Source organism: Methyloferula stellata AR4, assembly GCF_000385335.1.
GTDB lineage: Bacteria > Pseudomonadota > Alphaproteobacteria > Rhizobiales > Beijerinckiaceae > Methyloferula > Methyloferula stellata.
Window position 1 is genome coordinate 3833045 of sequence record NZ_ARWA01000001.1, and the last position, 19254, is coordinate 3852298.

The 19254-nt window shown below is 60.6% G+C and carries 27 protein-coding genes; 5 read left to right on the top strand and 22 right to left on the bottom strand.

Features of this window, described 5'->3' with window-relative positions:
- Positions 1 to 156 precede the first annotated feature (156 nt).
- The 3 genes from A3OQ_RS0118960 to A3OQ_RS0118970 form a co-directional block, all read right to left on the bottom strand.
- Positions 157 to 393 carry a DUF4170 domain-containing protein gene (locus A3OQ_RS0118960; RefSeq protein ID WP_020177019.1) on the bottom strand — a complete coding sequence of 79 codons (237 nt, stop codon included), beginning with the start codon at positions 391 to 393 and terminating at the stop codon, positions 157 to 159.
- Between the two features lie 126 nt (positions 394 to 519).
- Positions 520 to 1326: a 3'(2'),5'-bisphosphate nucleotidase CysQ gene (locus tag A3OQ_RS0118965; protein WP_244427189.1), complete on the bottom strand. Its 807-nt coding sequence runs from the start codon at positions 1324 to 1326 to the stop codon at positions 520 to 522.
- A gap of 105 nt (positions 1327 to 1431) precedes the next feature.
- Positions 1432 to 1839 (bottom strand): GlcG/HbpS family heme-binding protein, encoded by a 408-nt coding sequence (locus A3OQ_RS0118970; protein WP_020177021.1) that lies wholly within the window; start codon positions 1837 to 1839, stop codon positions 1432 to 1434.
- A gap of 208 nt (positions 1840 to 2047) precedes the next feature.
- Between A3OQ_RS0118970 and A3OQ_RS23040 the strand changes: the two genes are divergently transcribed.
- Entirely contained in the window at positions 2048 to 2566 is a 519-nt protein-coding gene (locus A3OQ_RS23040; RefSeq protein WP_020177022.1) for a DUF6101 family protein, read from the top strand.
- Here A3OQ_RS23040 and A3OQ_RS0118980 read toward each other — a convergent pair.
- Positions 2550 to 3356: a crotonase/enoyl-CoA hydratase family protein gene (locus A3OQ_RS0118980; protein ID WP_020177023.1), complete on the bottom strand. Its 807-nt coding sequence runs from the start codon at positions 3354 to 3356 to the stop codon at positions 2550 to 2552. The two genes, A3OQ_RS23040 and A3OQ_RS0118980, sit on opposite strands and share 17 nt — an antisense overlap.
- 158 nt (positions 3357 to 3514) lie before the next feature.
- Between A3OQ_RS0118980 and lpxK the strand changes: the two genes are divergently transcribed.
- Positions 3515 to 4498, top strand: coding sequence for a tetraacyldisaccharide 4'-kinase (gene lpxK, locus A3OQ_RS0118985; protein WP_020177024.1), 984 nt, complete (start codon positions 3515 to 3517; stop codon positions 4496 to 4498).
- On the opposite strand, the gene A3OQ_RS0118990 is transcribed toward lpxK, so the two are convergent.
- The 5 genes from A3OQ_RS0118990 to aptA all read right to left on the bottom strand — a co-directional run bounded on the left by A3OQ_RS0118990 (position 4495) and on the right by aptA (position 9070).
- Positions 4495 to 4716 carry a DUF2093 domain-containing protein gene (locus A3OQ_RS0118990; protein ID WP_020177025.1) on the bottom strand — a complete coding sequence of 74 codons (222 nt, stop codon included), beginning with the start codon at positions 4714 to 4716 and terminating at the stop codon, positions 4495 to 4497. The two genes, lpxK and A3OQ_RS0118990, sit on opposite strands and share 4 nt — an antisense overlap.
- Positions 4717 to 4797: 81 nt before the next feature.
- The gene (locus tag A3OQ_RS0118995) at positions 4798 to 5553 is read right to left on the bottom strand and encodes a metallophosphoesterase family protein (protein WP_020177026.1); all 756 of its coding nucleotides are present in this window, start codon (positions 5551 to 5553) and stop codon (positions 4798 to 4800) included.
- Between the two features lie 31 nt (positions 5554 to 5584).
- Entirely contained in the window at positions 5585 to 5899 is a 315-nt protein-coding gene (locus A3OQ_RS0119000; RefSeq protein WP_026596021.1) for a hypothetical protein, read from the bottom strand.
- A 174-nt stretch (positions 5900 to 6073) separates the two neighbouring features.
- A complete protein-coding gene (gene xseA, locus A3OQ_RS0119005) occupies positions 6074 to 7669 on the bottom strand; it encodes an exodeoxyribonuclease VII large subunit (RefSeq protein WP_040581471.1) in 1596 nt (531 codons plus the stop codon).
- Between the two features lie 66 nt (positions 7670 to 7735).
- A complete protein-coding gene (aptA, locus tag A3OQ_RS0119010) occupies positions 7736 to 9070 on the bottom strand; it encodes an omega-aminotransferase AptA (protein ID WP_020177029.1) in 1335 nt (444 codons plus the stop codon).
- Positions 9071 to 9342: 272 nt separating this feature from the next.
- Between aptA and A3OQ_RS0119015 the strand changes: the two genes are divergently transcribed.
- Positions 9343 to 10257 (top strand): TIGR01459 family HAD-type hydrolase, encoded by a 915-nt coding sequence (locus A3OQ_RS0119015; RefSeq protein WP_244427191.1) that lies wholly within the window; start codon positions 9343 to 9345, stop codon positions 10255 to 10257.
- A 9-nt stretch (positions 10258 to 10266) separates the two neighbouring features.
- Here A3OQ_RS0119015 and A3OQ_RS0119020 read toward each other — a convergent pair whose 3' ends face one another.
- Together A3OQ_RS0119020 and A3OQ_RS0119025 are read right to left on the bottom strand one after the other, a co-directional pair.
- Positions 10267 to 10659 carry a response regulator gene (locus tag A3OQ_RS0119020; RefSeq protein ID WP_020177031.1) on the bottom strand — a complete coding sequence of 131 codons (393 nt, stop codon included), beginning with the start codon at positions 10657 to 10659 and terminating at the stop codon, positions 10267 to 10269.
- 454 nt (positions 10660 to 11113) lie between these two features.
- Positions 11114 to 12241 (bottom strand): coiled-coil domain-containing protein, encoded by a 1128-nt coding sequence (locus A3OQ_RS0119025; protein WP_152428529.1) that lies wholly within the window; start codon positions 12239 to 12241, stop codon positions 11114 to 11116.
- 221 nt (positions 12242 to 12462) lie between these two features.
- Here A3OQ_RS0119025 and A3OQ_RS0119030 point away from each other — a divergent pair, with 221 nt between their 5' ends.
- Both A3OQ_RS0119030 and mtnA read left to right on the top strand, forming a co-directional pair.
- A complete protein-coding gene (locus A3OQ_RS0119030) occupies positions 12463 to 12753 on the top strand; it encodes a hypothetical protein (protein ID WP_152428530.1) in 291 nt (96 codons plus the stop codon).
- Positions 12754 to 12834: 81 nt separating this feature from the next.
- Positions 12835 to 13938: an S-methyl-5-thioribose-1-phosphate isomerase gene (gene mtnA / locus A3OQ_RS0119035; RefSeq protein ID WP_020177034.1), complete on the top strand. Its 1104-nt coding sequence runs from the start codon at positions 12835 to 12837 to the stop codon at positions 13936 to 13938.
- Here the strand turns inward: mtnA and A3OQ_RS0119040 are convergent, their stop codons facing one another.
- The 11 genes from A3OQ_RS0119040 to A3OQ_RS23050 all read right to left on the bottom strand — a co-directional run bounded on the left by A3OQ_RS0119040 (position 13939) and on the right by A3OQ_RS23050 (position 19199).
- The gene (locus A3OQ_RS0119040) at positions 13939 to 14397 is read right to left on the bottom strand and encodes an arsenate-mycothiol transferase ArsC (protein WP_020177035.1); all 459 of its coding nucleotides are present in this window, start codon (positions 14395 to 14397) and stop codon (positions 13939 to 13941) included.
- 33 nt (positions 14398 to 14430) lie between these two features.
- Positions 14431 to 14919 carry a UPF0262 family protein gene (locus tag A3OQ_RS0119045; protein ID WP_020177036.1) on the bottom strand — a complete coding sequence of 163 codons (489 nt, stop codon included), beginning with the start codon at positions 14917 to 14919 and terminating at the stop codon, positions 14431 to 14433.
- The gene (hisD, locus tag A3OQ_RS0119050; protein ID WP_020177037.1) at positions 14916 to 16217 is read right to left on the bottom strand and encodes a histidinol dehydrogenase; all 1302 of its coding nucleotides are present in this window, start codon (positions 16215 to 16217) and stop codon (positions 14916 to 14918) included. The genes A3OQ_RS0119045 and hisD overlap by 4 nt, the downstream gene beginning before the upstream one ends.
- A gap of 47 nt (positions 16218 to 16264) precedes the next feature.
- A complete protein-coding gene (locus A3OQ_RS0119055; protein ID WP_020177038.1) occupies positions 16265 to 16744 on the bottom strand; it encodes a glutathione peroxidase in 480 nt (159 codons plus the stop codon).
- Positions 16745 to 16934: 190 nt separating this feature from the next.
- Complete coding sequence (locus tag A3OQ_RS0119060) at positions 16935 to 17192, bottom strand: hypothetical protein (protein WP_020177039.1); 258 nt, start codon at positions 17190 to 17192, stop codon at positions 16935 to 16937.
- A gap of 3 nt (positions 17193 to 17195) precedes the next feature.
- Positions 17196 to 17393 carry a hypothetical protein gene (locus A3OQ_RS0119065; protein ID WP_020177040.1) on the bottom strand — a complete coding sequence of 66 codons (198 nt, stop codon included), beginning with the start codon at positions 17391 to 17393 and terminating at the stop codon, positions 17196 to 17198.
- 52 nt (positions 17394 to 17445) lie between these two features.
- Positions 17446 to 17613 (bottom strand): hypothetical protein, encoded by a 168-nt coding sequence (locus A3OQ_RS24740; RefSeq protein WP_020177041.1) that lies wholly within the window; start codon positions 17611 to 17613, stop codon positions 17446 to 17448.
- A complete protein-coding gene (locus A3OQ_RS23785; RefSeq protein WP_152428531.1) occupies positions 17610 to 17921 on the bottom strand; it encodes a hypothetical protein in 312 nt (103 codons plus the stop codon). The genes A3OQ_RS24740 and A3OQ_RS23785 overlap by 4 nt, the downstream gene beginning before the upstream one ends.
- A gap of 9 nt (positions 17922 to 17930) precedes the next feature.
- On the bottom strand, positions 17931 to 18347 hold the full coding sequence (locus A3OQ_RS0119075) for a hypothetical protein (protein WP_020177043.1): 417 nt from the start codon (positions 18345 to 18347) through the stop codon (positions 17931 to 17933).
- Complete coding sequence (locus A3OQ_RS0119080; RefSeq protein ID WP_020177044.1) at positions 18344 to 18535, bottom strand: hypothetical protein; 192 nt, start codon at positions 18533 to 18535, stop codon at positions 18344 to 18346. The genes A3OQ_RS0119075 and A3OQ_RS0119080 overlap by 4 nt, the downstream gene beginning before the upstream one ends.
- A gap of 46 nt (positions 18536 to 18581) precedes the next feature.
- Complete coding sequence (locus A3OQ_RS23050; RefSeq protein ID WP_020177045.1) at positions 18582 to 19199, bottom strand: glycoside hydrolase family 19 protein; 618 nt, start codon at positions 19197 to 19199, stop codon at positions 18582 to 18584.
- Positions 19200 to 19254 lie beyond the last annotated feature (55 nt).

Below are 19254 nucleotides of genomic sequence, written 5' to 3' on the forward strand. Positions count from 1 at the left end.
CGGCTAAGGTCGATGGTCGAGCGGGAGAAGAGGTAAAATGATAACGCCTTGCAGCGCCGGATTAAATATCGAACGATCGCGTAAAACTCAAAACCCGGGCCGCATGATTATCATTCAGCGCACACGGAAGGCTAGGCGGAATATTGAAAAGCCGCCTCATTCGCCTTTGGCAGGGTCCATCAGGCGATGCAGATGAACGATGAAATAACGTATCTGGGCATTGTCGACGGTCGCCTGCGCTCTGCTTTTCCAGGCGGCATAGGCCGATGCATAATCCGGAAACATGCCGACGAGATCGACTTTTGACAGATCCTTGAACGTCGCGCCCTCAAGATTTTCGAGTTCGCCCCCGAAGACGAGGTGAAGCAATTGGGCTGGAGCCTCCTGAGACATCGAACTGTCTTCCTATAATTGTGATTAGAACGTGATCGCCTTAAGTTGGGTTATCATCACGCTCTAATCTTTTGTTTCTGAGGCATAATCCGATCCAAAAAGTCTGCGACTTTTTGGGATCATGCCCTAGTGCGCCGCCGCCTTGGCCCGGCGAAACGCGCCATTGAGCTCTGCATGAATCTGCTCCGGCGCGGCCGTCAGAAGGCCATGGCGCGTATCGCTCCGATTGTAGATGAGCGGGCCATCGGCAAGACCGGACAAGACGCCTCCGGCTTCGTGGAGAATGAGATCGGCCGCCGCGATATCCCAGTCATGCGCATGTTCCGACGCAAAAGCGGCATCGAGATCGCCGGAAGCGACGCGGGCGATCCGCATGGCGAGCGAAGGGATTTTCGGCTGCAGATTGAATTCGACGCCGGCCGATTTGAGCATTGACGCAAGCCCAGAGGGGCCGGAAACCCGTGCCTCGGCATCGAGCGATGGGCGTTTCGAGACGGCGATTCGCCGGCCATTCAGAAAAGCCCCTTGGTCTTTCATGGCAACATAGGTTTCTTTCAGCGCCGGCGCATGGATGACGCCCAGAATGGGGCGCCCATCCGCGATCAATCCGACCGCGATGGCCCAGGTCGCATCGCCATTGACGAAGCCGCGCGTGCCGTCGATCGGATCGACGATCAAAACCAGGCCGTTTGAAAGCCGCGCATCCGTGTCGGCGGTTTCCTCGGAAAGCCAGGCGGCCTGCGGCACGAGCGCTTCGAGCTTTTCCTTGAGATAGCGGTCGACCAGAAAATCCGCCTCGGTCACGGGCGAACCGCCGGGTTTGGTCGTGACTTCCGCGCTGGTTTTGGCACCCTGATTGAAATAGCCGAGAGCAAGCTCACCGGCATGGTGCATAATATCGGTGAATGAAGTGGCGAGGGCGTCCCCAAGCACGATCGAATCCAAATCGATGACCGGTCTCTAGGATAAAGGAATGAGGCTTGCCTTATCCTTGTGGACCACGGGATTCAAGCGCTTGAATGTCGCAAGGCACCGGCTTCAGCCAAGGTTCAGCGCCGAAAGCCCCGCCGCGGCAACGATTCCGTCCTGTGCCAACTGCATTCCCGAGACGCCGACCGCGCCGATGAACTCGCCCTCGACGACGATCGGCAGCCCGCCCTCGACCATCGTGGCGCCTGGAAGCGACAGGATCGCGATCCGGCCGCCTGCCACGACATTTTCCAGCGCCACAGACGGACGTTTGAAGAGGATGGCCGTTTTGGCCTTTTCGGGGGCGATAACGGCGGAAATCTTGGGTGCTCCGTCCATACGTTCGAGATAGAGAAGATGACCGCCGTCATCGACAACGGCGACGACGACCGTCCAGCCATTCCTGACCACTTCGGCTACCGCCGCGGCGGCAACGGCCTTCGCATCCGTGAGGGACAGACATGGTTTCTGAAACATGGACACCCTTTCAGAAGGCGATGTGTTGCAGCGGCTTCACGCACTTATGTAAAATTCGATCAATTTAAAAAAAGCCTTCTCAGCCATGCCTGGATAAACCCTTGGCAGAAAAGCCGATTCACGGCTTCTTCACCAGCCTCATTAGCAAATCGACAGGCCCGTGGCGGCAATTCTTGCGCATCGATTTCCAGCCGCAAGGACCGCCTCAATGGCTTGCACACAACATATCGCCCGCATCGAAACCAACAAGCGCCTCGCGCTCGACTCGCGTGCGGATGAAGGCATGCGGCTCATCACGCTCGCCAATGACATGATCCGGATCGAGCGTGTGTTGAAGGGCGTGAAAATGCGCATTCATGTTCCAGCACAAGCCTATTGCGGCGTCACGCTTCAGGCCCGCACGCGGCAAGACGGCGATGTTTACGAGATCAAATTGGCGCATCAAGATCCAGATCTCAGCGTCTTTCTGGAAGCTTCGAAAGACAGGCAGCAGGCGGAGGATCTGCGGCGGCAATGGACGGATTTTTTCGTCCGGCCGGATCGCGAAAGCCCTCTTGCTTTGGTCGCATCGGCGGATGAAAAGCCAAGCCCTTCGAAGCCCCGCCGGCGCTGCATGACCACTGTCGCCAAGCGCCGTCCCCGCCGCATTATACGTCGCAAACCCGGCAATCACGACAATCTTGCCACCGTCCGGCGCGGAGAGCGCGAGATCATTTGCTACGAATAGGCTTAGGCTTTTTGCCCGAGACGGGCACCACGCGTTTGTTGAGAAAATCCTCGATACGGGACTTTGCTTCCGGACTTGTCTGCGTGAAGGCGCTCATCAGGCTTTCGACGAAGAGCCCGTCCTCCTGCGCCATATCCTGAATGCGCGGCAAGGCGTGCAATATCGCGAAATTGGACAAAGGCGCATTGCCGGCCATGCGTGCGGCAAGCTCTTTGGCCTTGGCGAGCCCCTGCCCTTTTTCGACGCTATATTGAACGAGATTAGCCTCGCAGCCCTCACGCGCCGAAAGCAGACGGCCCGTCAACATCATGTCGGTCATGCGCGCGACGCCCATCAGCCGCGCAACCCGCACGGAGCCGCCGCCGCCGACAAAAAGCCCGCGGCTGCCTTCCGGCAAAGCGAAGAAGGCGCTCTCATCGGCGATTCTGATATGGGCCGATGCCGCGAGCTCAAGCCCGCCGCCGATCACGCCGCCATGCAACACCGCGATAAAAGGAATGTCGCCGCGCCCGATGAGATCGAAAGCCGCATGCCAATGCCGCGATGTTTTCAGCGCCTCGACCGGCGTTTTGCGCGCGTGCTTGGCAAGATCGAGACCGGCGCAGAAATGCTCGCCATGGCCAAAAAGGATCGCAGCCTTGGCCTCCTTCGTGGCTTTTGCAATCGCTTCTGTCAGCGCATTCAGGAGATCGTCGTCGATCGCATTGCGCTTTGCCGCCCGGTTGAGGCCGATCAGGGCGATATCCGCCTCAAGCTCATAGGTGACGAGATCTGTCTTCAGGCGGGTCACAAAGCGGTCCTTGGTTCAACGCACCTTCAATATGCACGGCTTCTGTTTATAGTGCACGAGATGAAGGCGGCGACGTCCGCTTTCATCGGAGGGAAGCTGAAACTCATTGACCAATCATGCGCGCGCCTGACTTCTGGTGGCAGCCTAGGCCAAATTTTATGGCGCGGCTGCTCGCCCCTCTCGGATGGGCCTATGGGGCCGTCACCGTGCAGCGCATGAGCCGCGGCGGGGCGCGCACAGGCGTACCCGTCTTTTGCGTCGGGAATTTCGTCGCAGGCGGGGCAGGCAAGACGCCGACCGCGATCGCCATCGCGCACCGCTTGCAGGCGCAAGGGGAAAAGCCAGCGTTTCTATCGCGCGGCTATGGCGGAAAGGCCGGGCCTGGGCCGGTCCTCGTCGATGCGGCGCGTCACACCGCAGAAGATGTCGGGGACGAAGCTTTGCTTTTGGCGCGCGTCGCACCGACAATCGTCGGCGCCGATCGCGTCGCCTCGGCAGCCCTCGCCGTCAAGACCGGTGCGAGCGTCGTCATCCTCGATGACGGGCTGCAAAACCCGTCTCTCGCGCAGGATCTGCGTCTCGCCGTGGTCGATGGCACGGCTGGCATCGGAAATGGGCTTTGCATCCCGGCCGGCCCCTTGCGCGCACCGCTTTCCGGGCAATTGGCATCCATCTCAGCCATACTGATTGTCGGAGAAGGCGCGGCAACATCGAACAAAGCGATCCGCGCGTCGAAGAAACCCATCCTGACCGCGAGATTTGTCGCCGAAGAAGATATGGCGAGCCAGTTGGCGGGAAAGCCCGTCGTCGCTTTCGCGGGGATCGGCCTACCGGAAAAATTCAAGGCCACCGTTTTGGATGTGGGCGCCACGATTGCCGGATGGCGGAGTTTCCCGGATCACCATGTCTATTCAGCGGAAGAATTGCGGCGCTTGCAAAGCGATGCCGCGCAAAGGCTGGCCGCGCTGGTCACGACGGAAAAGGATTACGTCCGGATCGCACCGCTTCTCGCCGCACTTGACCCGGATCTGCCGCGACCGCTTGCCTTGCCGGGAGCGCTCATTTTCGATGACACGCAGGCGCTTGACGATCTTTTGACAAAAGCCCTGCATGACGCGCGGGCGAAGATCCAAGCTGTTTAAGATTTCAGCTTGATGCCGAGCCGCTGAAGCTTGGCCTCAGGCGTAGCATAGGGTTCCTGCAGATCGACGTTCCAATAACGCAGATCCTCGAGCGGAATCGGCGCGCCGGTGACAGCGCAGCGCACGAAAGTGCCCGGCCGGACCACACGAATATCGCCGTCGAGATAGACGACTTCGGCTTCTCCGACTGAAACGGGACGGCGTTCGTAGCGGTTCATGGCGAATCGGAACTCGTGCGGGGGTAGAATGCCTCAACATAATGCAGATAGCACCGCTTTTCCACTCCCCATCTCCCGCTGTCAATGTCCGACGAATAAACGATCTGCGAGCACCGAAGGCAGGCCCGCCGCCCGGATCTTCTCCGCCGCCCTGGCAATGTCGTAGGAAACCCGCATGAAAGTCAGCGCCGCCGTCGTGTCGTCATAAAGCGCGTAGGAGGCTTCAGGGTTTTCGTCGCGCGGCTGCCCAACGGAGCCCAGAACCGCGTGCCATTTCATGTCGCGTTCGAGAAGATGAGTGAGACGTGCGACAGGAATAGCCGACCGCGTCGAGCCAAGGTCCGATTCCGCTTTCAGCGGCATGCGCGCCAATTGCGGCCGATGCACATGGCCGCTGAACGTCACGCGATGCTGCGTCGCTCGCATGGAGCGCTCCGCCTCGCGCGGCCCCATGACGTAGATCCAGCCGGCGGGATCGGACGCATCGCCATGCACGAAAAGCACGTCTCCATGGCTTGCCGACAGAGGCAGCGCCTCGAGGAAGGCGATTTCGGCCTCGCTTAAATTGTTCTTCGTCCATTCGATCGCGTGGCGCGCATGACCATTCATATCGCGCAGCGGCGATGTCACCGCGACATCATGATTGCCCTTGATGACGATTGCGCCATTCGCAGCGAAACGCGCCACCGTCTCGACCACATAGGACGGATCGGCGCCATAGCCGACGAGATCGCCGAGGAAGGCATATTGCTCCGCCCCGCGCGAGGCCGCGTCGATCAGGCAGGCCTGCAGGGCCTCGCGATTGCCGTGAATATCCGAGAGAAGCGCCAGGATCATGAAGAGCTAAAACCGCCGCAAGAAAGTTCGATCAATCGAGAATACCTCCCATCCAAGCCATGGGATGTTTATCGCCCTCCCACGGAATGTCTTTGCAGCCATCTTGCGCCGCGACCTTGAAGACGATCTTGCCCGGATAGGGCTCGACCTCGGTCGACAGGCGGAAGCCGACAATCGTTCCGCCAAAATAAGAAGGCTCGGACTTCTTCTGGTGCAAATAGAGGTTTCCGTTCACGAGGCGCTCGGCCTCCGATTCATACAAGGTCCAATAGCCACTCTCATATTCGGGAGGTTGGACCGCGGTCAGATAAAGCGGATTGCGGCAAATCAAATGAATCCTGGGCACGTGATCTTTCCTGGCAAGATCGAAACATTCGGCGAAGCGGCAATCTAAACCACCCCGCGAAGAGCGAGATTACGCAGATTGCGCACGCTTATCTGCGCTACCCCGCTCCATTCTAGAAGATCAATAACGATAATTTTGGATCGATTCGATCCAAAATTATCGTTATGTCGGATTTCAAAAAAGCGATCCTTGGCCGCTCTTTTTAGCGTCTTTGCCGGCGGGCCTGTCGGCGAGGCGTTTCGTCGCGCCTCCGGCCGAAGCTCCCATTGCTCCAGCGACCGCGGTCTTGCTGCCGTCGGCGAATTCAATATTGAGCTGAGCGCCGTCTTCCACCTGGGACGCAAGCCGCAGCGGCCGGCCTTCGGCGTCGCGAATAAGGGCAAAACCGCGCGCCAGAACCTGGCGATAGCCGAGCGATTGCAGCAATTGGCCGAGCGAGCGCAGATGCGCGGCCCGAAGAGAGAGCCCCGCGCCAAAGGCACGCCTTTGGCGTTGCGCGAGCGCTTCCAATGTTTTTGTGGCCGAGGAAATCCGCTCCTTTTCCGCGCGCAGGCGCGTCGCCCGTGCCGTCGTGAGCCGCGCCGCGGCATGGGTGAGCCTTTGCGTCCGCCGCTCGAAGCCGACCTCGAGACAGCGCAGCATGCGCGCATCGAGCGCCTCGAGCCTTTGCCCGGCGCGGGCCATTTTCGCATGCGGCGATTGGCTCGCCAGCCGATGCGACAGGCGCGCAAGCGCGATTCTATGTTGATCGTGCCCGCGCATCAAAGCGCCCGCAAGGCCAGACCCGGCGCGATCCAATCTCTGGCGCGGAAATGAGATGATCGCCTCGCCCTGCGGGAGCGCCCGCGTCAGCGCGCGCAGCTCGGCCCGCTGCCGATCCATAAGGCGCAGCATTGCGCCTTGATGACGGCGGTCGAGATCGGCCATGGAGGCCAGAAGTTCGAGACGTACCGGCACGGCCTTTTCGGCGGCACCCGTCGGCGTCGGCGCGCGCAGATCGGCGGCATAGTCGATCAGCGTCCAATCGGTCTCATGGCCGATCGCGGAAATCAGCGGCAGCAGGCTCGAAGCCGCGGCACGCACGACCGTTTCCTCGTTGAAGCTCCAAAGATCTTCGAGTGAGCCGCCGCCGCGCGCGACGATGATGAGATCGGGCCGCCGCAAAGGCCCCTCTTCCGGCAGAAGATTGAAGCCTTCGATCGCCGCCGTCACCTCGGCGGCCGAGGTCTCGCCCTGCACGCGCACCGGCCAGACGAGAACGTGGACGGGAAAGCGATCTTCGATCCGATGCAAAATATCGCGGATAACCGCGCCGGTCGGCGAGGTCACGACGCCGATGCGCTCGGGCAAAAACGGCAGAAGCTGCTTGCGCGCTTCGTCGAAGAGGCCTTCGGCCGCGAGCCGCCTGCGGCGCTCTTCGAACAAAGCCATGAGCGCGCCGATGCCGGCCGGCTCGATCGATTCAATGATGATCTGATAGGAGGATTTGCCCGGAAAGGTCGAGACTTTGCCCGTCGCAATGACTTCGAGCCCCTCCTGCGGCTTGACCCGCATGCGCAGGAACGAACTTTTCCAGACGACGGCGTCGATACGGGCGTTTTCGTCCTTCAGGCAGAAATAGGCGTGGCCGGACGAATGCGGGCCCCGATAATTCGAAATCTCGCCGCGCACACGCACAAATCCGAACCGATCCTCGATCGTTCGCTTGAGGGCTCCGGATAATTCGCTGACGCTGATTTCCGGGACATTGGTCACCTGAGCTTCGGACATGGCTTCATAAAGACCGATTTGACCGCGCAAGGGAAGCGCCCTCGGCGCGCCCCTTAGCCGCCTCGGTCAAGCCACAGCCTTGATGGCCTTGCCGAGCTTCTCGACGATCTCGCCGATCTGCGCTTCGCTGACGATCAAAGGCGGCGTCAAAACGATCGCTTCGCCCGCCTGCCGGACCAGAAGATCGAATTCGTGGAAGGCCTTGTCCATCACCTCGAAGGCCCGTTTGCCGACGGCGTCCGGGCGCGAGGCGAGATCGAAACAGGCGGTCAGGCCGCAATTGCGGATATCGAGAATGTTTGGCGTGCCTTTGAGGCTATGAACGGCATCGGCCCAGACCGGCTCGAGCGCCCGCGCGCGTTCGAAAAGCCCCTCGGCAACATAGAGATCGAGCGTGGCCAATCCCGCCGCGCAGGCGAGCGGATGGCCGGAATAAGTATAGCCGTGGCATAATTCGACAGCGTGCTCCGGCCCCTTCATGAAGGCATCATAGATGCCTTTGCGGACCAGCACGCCGCCCATCGGCACCGTGCCCGACGTGATGCCCTTGGCGAAGGTGATCATGTCCGGAATGACACCGTAGCGTTCCGCCGCGAAGGCATAACCGAGACGCCCGAAGCCTGAGATGACTTCATCGAAGATCAACAGAATGCCGAATTTGTCGCAGATGGCGCGCAACTTCTGCAAATAGCCCTTGGGCGGCGGCAACACGCCGGTCGAGCCCGCCATGGGCTCGACGATCACGGCGGCGATCGTCGAGGCATCGTGCAGCCCGACGAGCCGCTCAAGCTCATCGGCCAAATGCGCGCCCCATTCGGGCTCGCCCTTGGTGAAGGCTTGCTCGCTGCGGTTGTAGGTCGTCGGCAGATGATCGACGCCGGCGAGGAGATTGCCGAAGATTTTGCGGTTGGCGACCATGCCGCCGACGGCGGTGCCGCCGAAGCCGACGCCATGATAGCCGCGCTCGCGGCCGATCAGGCGCGTCCTTGAGGCATTGCCGCAGACATTATGATAGCCGAGCGCGATCTTGAGCGCAGTATCGACCGCCTCCGACCCGGAATTGGCAAAGAAGACGTGATCGAGATCGCCGGGCGCCAAAGCCGCGACCCTCGACGCCAAGGCGAAAACTTTGGGATGACCGAATTGGAAAGGCGGCGAGAAGTCGAGTTCGGCCGCCTGCTGCTGGATGGCTTCAACGATAGGCCCGCGGCTATGCCCGGCATTGGCGCACCAAAGCCCCGCGGTTCCGTCTAGAATGGCGCGGCCGTCGCCGGTGAAATAATGCATGTCCTTGGCGCGGGTCACCATGCGCGGGCTTTGCTTGAAGGCCCGGTTGGAGGAAAACGGCATCCAATAGGCTTCGAGATCGTTCGGATGCGTGACGGCGGCTTGAGCGGACATGCGGTGCTCCTGGGAAAGGCCGGGCGAAGCTAGCCGCGTCATGCGGCAAGATGAAGAAGGTCCGTCAGATCGCAGGCAAAAGCCGTTCCGGAGGCGAATGTTACGCTAATTAACATGCGAGCAACCATCGTTCCGGCATGTCCAGGGGATTCGTCTTGCGTGAACGATAGAAGCGTCGCGTCCGCGACACGCACGCACACCATATAGGACCTATGCGCAAAGCCGCCTTCCTTCCCTTGACAGACGCCAGCCCTGGCTCTAGCCGCCCTCTGGTGCACGATCTAAAAACCCCCATCATCCCCGCGCCGCGCCTCGTCTCAGGTTTGAGCGAACTCAGCCCTCACTATGACGTGCTTTTGTGCGACATCTGGGGCGTTGTTCATAATGGCCTCGCGCTGCATCCGGCAGCCGTGGATGCCCTACTGCGGTTTCGCGGCCAAGGCGGCAAAGTCGTTCTCGTCAGCAATGCCCCGGCACCGGCCGGTGCCGTCCGGCATCGCCTCGATCGGCTCAAGGTTCCACGCAAGGCTTACGACGCGATCGTAACCTCGGGCGACATCATCGCGTCCCTGATCGCCGCGCGCGGCGACGCGCCGCTCTACAATATCGGGCCAATCTACGACCGCTCGCTCTACCGGGAAGTCCGCAAGCTTACCGGCCGGAGCCCGCGCCTCAGCAAGCTGAAAGACGCGGCCTATGTCGTCTGCACCGGACTTTTCGATCCGGACACCGAGACGCCCGAAGATTACGATGCCTCACTGGCGCAGATGCTAGAGCGCAGGCTCGACTTTCTCTGTGCCAATCCAGATCTCGTCGTGCACGTCGGGCCAAGTCTCATCTATTGCGCCGGCGCGATCGCCGAGCGCTATGAAGCGATGGGCGGCACGGTGATTCAAGGCGGAAAGCCATACCCGCCGATCTATGAACGCGCGCTCGGCGTGGCGGAAGCGCTACTCGGCCAGCCGACACAACGGTCTCGGATCCTGGTGATCGGGGATGCGATGCGAACCGATATCAAAGGCGCCATCGCGCAATCGTTCGATTCACTTTTCATCGTCGCGGGAATTCATCAGGGCGAGATCCTGACATCGGGCACCGGGGGAAGTCTTGATGCCGTGTCTTTCGCGGAGTTCGTTCAAGCAGCCGGTTTTGCCCCCACTGCCGTTTCGCTGCGCCTCGCCTGGTAGGGCTTTGTCTTACGCCGCCACGGACGAGAAGACGGAGTCGATTTTCGCCTTCAAGATCGCCGCATTGAACGGTTTGACGATGTAATGGCTGACGCCCGCATGGCGCGCCGCGACGACATTGTCGGTCTTCGATTCCGCAGTCACCATGATGAAGGGAACGTCTGATTGCGCGCTGTCCGCCCGGACCTTTTGAAGAAGCTGGTAGCCGGTCATCGGCTCCATATTCCAGTCGGAAATAATCAAGCCATAGTGCTTCTGGCTGATCATCTCATAGGCCTGCTGGCCGCTGGACGCTTCATCGACGTTTTCGAAACCAATCTGACGGAGCAGATTCCGGATGATGCGGATCATCGTCTGATAGTCGTCGACAACGAGGATAGGTACGGAAAGATCGGTGATCATTTACATCTCCAAAACGGCGCCGAAGCCACCGAAACGATGACAGTCGGAACGAACCCCTCTTTGCCCGGCCGAGCATCGGTTTGATCCACATCAAAGAGATTAGGCTTCGCCGCTTGCCATTTTGTTAAGACGATCGCGGGTGCTTGATATACTTACGTTGACGCTTTTCCCTCAGCGTCCAAAAGAGACGATGCGTAAAATCTGTTGTATGCGTCTATCTTTCTGATTCACCCGCACTTTGGGGGTTTTGTACCATTCTCCGCGTTCGTGAGACCGGCAAAAACGCTGGCCGCGGCCGCGAAGTCCTAAGACCTGGCGCTTTACATCTTGGTCCTGCCAGAAAACGGACGAGGGTCGCAGATTAGAACGCGATCGATTCAAGTTGAATCACCGCGTTTTAATCGCCTGTTTTGACGCATGATCCGAAAAAGTCTGCACTTTTCTGGAGCCTGATCTAGTCGCGCGCCGAATCGAGCTGGCCGCGGCTCGTCACCACGATCCAGCCAGAGCCGCGCCGTTCGATGGATTTCACCGTTCCGACGCCTGGAATGGTTTCGCCTTCGATGACTTCGATAGCGCCGTGCGGACCTTCAACGAGCGCGATCCCGTCATAGACGTCGCGCACGACCCAATTCGCGATGGGCTGCCATTTCTCGGAAGATACCGGCGCCGCAGGGATCGAAGCCGGCGTTTGCCGGCTCGCCACAACCTGCGGCTGGGCGGGGGTCTGGGCCTTGACCGGAGGCAAAGGCGTTTGCGCTTGCTTCGTCACGCTCTCTTGCGCAGACGGCGCCGCAACGGATGCGGTTGTCGTGGGAAGAAGCGCCGCACGTTCCATGTGATCGAGGCGATCGCTGATCTCGCGCAATTTCGCCGGGTCGTGCTGGGCCCGTTCGAGTTTCGTCGCGACCTCGGATTTCGTCGCCTCGAGACTGTTTCTCACGGCATCGAGGTTCTTCTTCAGGGCCTTCAGCTCTTCGGGAGCCGGGTTTTGGGCGACCGCCGTGCGCAGACCGTCGAGTTCCTTTTTCAAGACCCGGATTTCTTCGGTGAGACGGCGCGTTTCGCTAGTGTCGGGCGCTGCCGGCACGGCAGCCGCCGTCTGCGTGACGGCTGGCTTGATAACGTGCGGGCTATAGAAAGACCCAGCCGCCGCCCAGGCAATTCCGGCGAAGGCCGCGAAGGCCGCCGCCGTCATGCCATAGGATTGAAGTCTGCCGGAGCGTGGGGGAGGTGTTTTGGCACCGGGCTTCGCGCCAAGGTTTTCCTTTTCCTTGGCGACCGTGAATGGAACGAGAGCCGAGCCGAGGCTGGCGACCTTTCTCGTCGCGTCGTCGGGCGTACCCAACGGTGGTATTTTGTCGGCTTTGATTTCGGGCGCGTCACCGCTTTCCGGCGTCTGGTGGGCTTTGACCTCAGGTGCCTCGGCCTCGCGTTCGGCGGGACCATAGGCCAGGACTTTGGTCAGCTCCTTGCTCTCGGGATTGTCCGAGCTCTCAGAGATGTGATCCGCTGCTTTCGCCGCGTCCACGGATTTAGGTTCGCCGGCATCAGAGCCTGGCTCAGCCGATGAAATGTCCACGATACGTCTCCCGCCACAAGGGTAAAAACCCGGTAATATTTGTGCGCAGCTTCTCTTAAATCTCTATTAAGAGAGTGCGGCACGAAAACGACTTTGGCGGGGTTTTATTGGGCGATTCACCTCCCTAGATATCCGGCAGGAAACCTGACCTTTTGACGTGCATCAGAACTTAGCGCGGTTTCCGGCGTTAATTTGGTATGAAGCATAGAGGGGAGGATCCGATGAAAAAGTTCTGCATGACCGGTGTGGCATTAGCTGTCGCTGTGTCTGCCGGCCCGATCTTGGCCAGTCACGCCAGTTCCGCTGCCCCGCGTCTATTGCTGCTGGCGCAGAACGACGGACAGGCGCCCGAAACCGAAAGCGCAACGCTGTTGCGGGAAAATAACATAACCTCGACCGGAGCAACCGTACCGCGTCCGGGTGTGCCTCAGGGCTCGGGGCCGACGCCGCTCGACCACGACATCCAACGTTTGGACGACAAGATCCAGAACAGCATCTGCAAGGGTTGCTGAAGCCCTTATCCTCCGCGCTGAATCAGGATTTGATCCGCCGTTTCTTTGCGCTTATGTCTCCCGCGCAAAGCGGGAGAGATTATGCGTATCGACGGCAAGCCCTTCACGTCCATCTGGCCGCATACGGATTTGAAAGCGGTCGAAATCATCGATCAGACCAAGCTTCCGCATCAATTCGCAACGCTGACGCTCGTTGACGTCGCCGATGCCGCCCGCGCCATCAAAGATATGCACGTGCGTGGCGCGCCTTTGATCGGCGTGACCGCGGCCTATGGACTGGCGCTTGCGATGCGCGCCGATCCGTCGGATGGCAATCTTGAGGCGGCCGCGCAAACTCTGCTCGCGACCCGGCCGACCGCTGTCAACCTCGCCTGGGCGCTGAAAGACATGCGTCAGCATCTCTTGGCGGTGAAGCCGCAGGATCGCGCCGCCAAGGCCTTCGCGCGGGCGGCCGAGCTGGCAGCGGACGATATCGCGCTTTGCGCGTCGATCGGCGATCACGGCTTGGCGCTGATCGGAGACGCGCAGGCGAAGAAAGGCGGAAAACCCGTCAATATTCTCACCCATTGCAACGCGGGCTGGCTTGCGACGGTGGATTGGGGCACGGCCACGGCGCCGATCTATAAGGCGCATGACGCGGGCATCGCAGTTCATGTCTTCGTCGACGAAACGCGGCCGCGCAATCAAGGCGCCTCGTTGACGGCCTTCGAACTCGGCCAGCATGGCGTGCCGCATACGGTGATCGTCGACAATGCCGGCGGCCATGTGATGCAGCATGGCGGCGTCGATCTCGTCATCGTCGGCACCGACCGCACGACGGCCTCGGGCGATGTCTGCAACAAGATCGGCACTTACCTAAAGGCGCTCGCCGCGAAGGATAATGGCGTGCCGTTTTACGTCGCCGCGCCCTCGCCCTCGATCGATTTTTCGCTCGACGACGGCGTCGCCGAAATCCCGATCGAAACGCGCGGCTCCGAGGAGGTGACGCATATGTCGGGCGCAACGGCCGACGGCCGCATCGAGACGGTGCGGATCACGCCGCCGTCAAGCCCGGCGCTCAATTATGCCTTCGACGTGACCCCTGCCCGGCTGGTGACGGGCCTCATCACCGAGCGCGGCGTCGTGGCCGCGACGAAGGAGGCTTTGGCCAAGGCGTTTCCGGAGCGCGTCACAGTACGTCGCTAATCACAGCGTCCCGATCGGCCTAAACTCCAAAAGGTTCAAAATGCGCTTTTTCAACCCGTCGCGGACATTGCGATATTCATCCAGAATGCGCTCACGTGAACCCTCGAAGGCCGTCGCGTCGATCGTCGGCCAATAGAGCGTATCGATGGCCATGGTGCGGGTGAATTCGAGCGCATGATGGTGCGCTTCCGGCGACAGGCTGATGATGAGATCGAAGCTCGTATCTTCCAGATCTTCGAAAGTCTGCGCTCGATGTTTGGACATATCGAGACCGATCTCGTCCATGACGGCCACGGCGAAATCGTCACGCGTGCCGCGCTTCAGTCCGGCCGAGGCGAAGAAGATCTGCTTGCCGAAATAATGCCGCCCCAAAGCTTCCGCCATCGGCGAGCGCACCGTATTCGTCGTGCAGGCAAAGAGGATCGATTGCGGCCGACGCGCAGGGACAAGATCCGTCATGGCAACGGCGTCCCTGGGAGCCGCGCCATGATCTCAACCCTTCCAATGCAAGGCTGTGATGAGCGTGAAAAGACGGCGCGCCGTATCATGATCGCAAGCAATCTTGCCTTGCAGCCGCTCCATCAAAAGGGTCGATGCCTCATTGTGCAGGCCGCGCCGGCCCATGTCGATCGCTTCGATCTGGCTCGAAGTCGCGGTGCGGATGGCGTGGTAATAGCTTTCGCAAATCATGAAATAATCCTTCAAGACGCTGCGAAACGGCGTCAGTGACAGGATATGAACGATGAGCGTTGCGCCATCTTCATTGCAGATTTCGAAGGCGAGCTTCGAATCGTGCAAGGCGATGTTCAGCCGATAGGGGCCGGCATCATGCTCCGGCAGGCCGAACGTATTCTCCTCAAGGAGATCGTAGATCGCGACCTGCCGTTCGTGTTCCTGATCGGCCGTGCCACGGCCGATCGAGGCTTCATCGAGCGTGACCGCGACGAGACGATTGCGTCCTTGCGGATCGGCTTCGCTCATGAGGCTTGTGGATCGAGTCGCATTTGAACCGAGCGGGCATGCGCATCCAATCCTTCGGCTTTTCCAAGCGCGACGGCGGCCGGCCCGAGCACCGCAAGGCTCGCGGAATCGCATTTCAAAATCGATGTCTTCTTCATGAAATCGAGCACGTTGAGGCCGGACGAAAACCGTGCCGAGCGCGCCGTCGGCAATACGTGATTGGAGCCGCCGACGTAATCGCCGATCGCCTCCGGCGTATAGGCGCCGATGAAGATCGCGCCTGCGTTGCGAACGTGGCTCGCAATGCCCTCTGCATCCTCGGCCATGATTTCGAGATGTTCCGGCGCGAGCCTGTCGGCAAGCGGAATGGCGTCCATCAGGCTCGCGACCTCGATGATCGCGCCGAAATCGCGCCAGCTCGGCGCGGCAATTTCCTTGCGCGGCAGGTTGGCCAATTGGCGCTCGACGGCGGCCTCGACCGCCGAGGCGAGTGCCGCATCATCGGTGATAAGGATCGATTGCGCCGCACTGTCGTGCTCGGCCTGGGCCAGAAGATCGGCCGCGATCCACTCTGGATTGGCACTCTTGTCGGCCAGGATCAGGACCTCGGAGGGCCCCGCGATCATGTCGATGCCGACGGTGCCGAAGACCCGGCGCTTGGCCGCGGCCACATAGGCATTGCCGGGACCGACGATCTTCGCAACCGGCGCGATGGTCTTCGTGCCATAGGCCAAAGCCGCGACCGCATGTGCGCCGCCGACGCGATAGATCTCGTCGACGCCGGCAAGATGCGCCGCCGCGAGAACCAGCGGATTGATCTTGCCGTCAGGCGCCGGCACGACCATCACGAGGCGCGAGACGCCGGCGACCTTGGCCGGCGCCGCATTCATCAAAACCGAGGACGGATAGGAAGCCGTGCCGCCGGGCACATAAAGGCCGACCGCCTCGACCGGCAGCCAACGCCAGCCGAGTTCGACACCGAGCGGATCGGTGAAGCGCAAATCCTGCGGCTTTTGCCGCTCATGGAAAGCGATGATGCGCTCATGCGCCAGGCGCAGAGCAGCGACGGCATCGGCCGGCGCAATCGCAACCGCGGCGTCCACTTCGGCCGGCGTGACGCGCAAGCCCAGCGCCTCGAGATCGACGCGGTCGAATTTCTTCGAAAACTCGATCAGCGCCTCGTCGCCGCGCGCGACGACGGCCGCGATGATCGCCTGGACCGTGTGATCGACGTCCTCGGAGGCCTCCCTCTTCATTGCGAGAAGTGAGTCGAAGGCGGATTTGAAATCGGGGCTGCGCATATCGAGCCGCAGCGGCATGGCATCATTCCTTATTGCGAGAAGAGGAGCTTCACATAGCACATCGGCTATAAAAGCTGCTCGATTTCTCCCTCAAGCTCGACAGGCGCGGTCGTCGGCGCAAAGCGCGCCGTCACCTTCCCCGAACGATCGATCAGGAACTTGGTGAAATTCCATTTGATCGCTTCCGTCCCGAGCACGCCTTTTTGCTCGCCCTTGAGAAAACCGTAAAGCGGATGCGCGGCCGCACCATTGACATCGATCTTGGCGAACATCGGGAAGGTCACATCATAGGTCGCCTGGCAGAATTTTGCGATCTCCGCGGCATCGCCCGGCTCCTGCGAGCCGAATTGATTGCACGGAAAGCCGAGAACCGCGAAACCGCGCGGGCCATATTTGCGATAGAGCGCTTCGAGGCCAGTATATTGCGACGTGAAGCCGCATTTGCTCGCCACGTTCACGATCAGCAGGACCTGGCCGGAGAAACCCGCAAGCGATTTATCCTGTCCGTCCAGTGCCTTGGCCGAAAAATCGTAGATCGTGCCCATTTTCCGCTCCCCGCCACCACTCAGTAAAGCCGAACCCGTTTACTGCGCAAGCATGACATCGGAAGGACCTGTGACGCGCGACAGGCGAACACCAACAAATATATGATTTCAAAAGAAATCTTCAACCGGAAGACGCATCGTCCGGCTTCCGGGCCGGTCTTTGTCCGACGTCGGCTACCGCCTCGCAGGACTAGCCCGAACTCTGCTCCGACCGCACCTTGTTCAGTTCGCTGGTGAGAAAATCGACTTTGCTTTCAAGCTGCGCGATTTCGCCCCGCAATTCCCGGATGGTTCTCTCGTAATGTTCGAGAAGAACCCGGATACGGTCGTCGACCACGGCCGTCAGGGTCGGCTGGCGGCTGATCATCGCGGCTGCGATCGTCGCCGCCGCGCCGATCAAGGCGCCGACGACGCCGGCGCTGAGCGTTATCCAAACCGAGTTCGACACGGCTCATTCCTTTCGCCCACAGATGATCTTGACGAGCCGCCCTTCTGCGCGATCGCCCGGCATCCCGGCGATGACGGATTCCGACGCCATGGCGCAAGCGATCGCTTCGACCTTCACGCGGATGACGTCATCCGCAGATTGTTCCGTGCAGCCGTCGGCTGAGACACTCAAAGCGCAAATGAGAATCATGGCCTCGATCAAGGCTCGTCCTTTCCGATAATGTTCGAGAAATTGTGGGGTTGTCGTTTGCAGATCAGCGCTTGCAGGCGATGCGGATCGTTACGCGATGCCAGGCGCCGCCGATCGGATATTCGCCGCGCACCTGCGGCAGGCGACAGGCGGCCTGCTCGACACGGATCTCTTTTTCGATAAAGGGCGCGGGTGCGCCGAGCGCGGAGACGATGATCCAGGCCGCGATCATTGCACGACACCCGTGCCGGTTACCGTGCCGCCGAGCGAGGCGCAGACGATCGACGACGACACATAGAGCTTGCCATCGGTACCTTGCACCGATTGGCCGGCTGAAATCGCCGCTTCGACTTGCTGCGCGACAAGCGCAGCGTCGGCGACCGAACAGACGAAAGCCGAGGCACCGGCCTTCAAAGTGGCGACGGCCTGCACGGTCTTTGGATTGGTCAGAAAATCCTCGACCTTTTCAACCTCCGCGCAGCCGCCGAGTCCGAGTGCCGCGCTCGCAATCAATACGGACGCCAACGTGTTTCTTTTCATGAGAAGCTCCTAATATTTGAATGATCCATCGGGATTGAGCTGGTGGCGCGGATCATCCGCCCATTGCTTGGTCACAAAGCCGCCCGCGCCGCCTGCGACCGGGATCAGCGGTTGCGAGCCGATCTTGTTCAGCTCGCCGAAAACATAAGGAAGAAGCGTGGACACGATGCCGGTGATCGGTTCGCCCAACCCGAGGTCGGCGGCGATGACGACCGCCTCCTCGATCGCGATCTCGGCTTCGCTCGCATAGCTCTTGGCTTTGATCGCTGTGGACAGCTTTGCGAAAAATGCCGCGAGCGATCCGCTTGCGGCCTCGAACTGGCCAGCGGTCACGGTCGTTCCGGCGAGCGTAAGTTTTGTCGTCGGCGGAACGAGTCTTCCCGCGACCTCGACAACCAATGTGATGATGTCGGAGAGGAGATTCATTCCCCGACGCCTTTCAGAAAGCCTGCGACGAGGCCCGTGGCTGCGCCGAGCAAAGCTGTGAGCGCATTCGCGGTCACGGGATCTGCGAAGAAAGCGCCAAGCGCCGGTTTGCCGAGCGCGATCGAACCGCTGGCCGCAAGCGCCAACAGCCCGGCGCGGACGCCAGGCGATTTGAACATGTCAAACATGATGCACCTTTGAGATTTGCGCGGAACCGCCGCGCACGGAGAGGGGTCAGGCGAGCCCGGTGCCGCGGTTCAATCCGCGCAAGATGCGTTTGGCGATCAGCGTCAGGTTCTGGCGCTTTTTAAGACCATTGACGCCGCCGTTGATCGCGCGTGTGATTTCGGTCGAAGCAAATTGAAAACTCAAGCGATCGTCATGATCCCGATCGGCCCAAAGATTGAGATCGCCCTTGCCTGAGCCCTGATGCCAAAACCAGCAATCGACCGCGAAGGAAATGTCGGCACGCGCGGCGACAAGCTCGGGATGCGCGACGAGATCAATCGAGGAATCATCGAGCGCGGCGCGCACGAAGGGCGTGGCACGGGCGTAATTGGCGCGGCCCGTCAGCTCGATCTCGCCCTCGCCTTTGAAGCGCATGCCGTCGCCGGGCCGCGTGTTGCCGAGGTCCTTGCGGCGTTCATATTCACGCCCGCTCGCATATTCGATGCGGGTGTGAAAGCCGTCGCTTTCATGCGCGCATTGACCGATGAAATGCGCGGCGCGATTAATGGTAGCGAAGCCATAACGCGGCCCGATCCTTTTGAGGTTTTCGCAAAAGGGCTCGATGATGTCTTGCTTGGCGAAAGGTGCGAGCATCCGCAGGTCTTTGGCGCTCGGATAAATCATCAAAAAAAGCTCACAAAAAAGCCGCCCAGAGGCGGCGGAGGCAGCGGAATGGGGC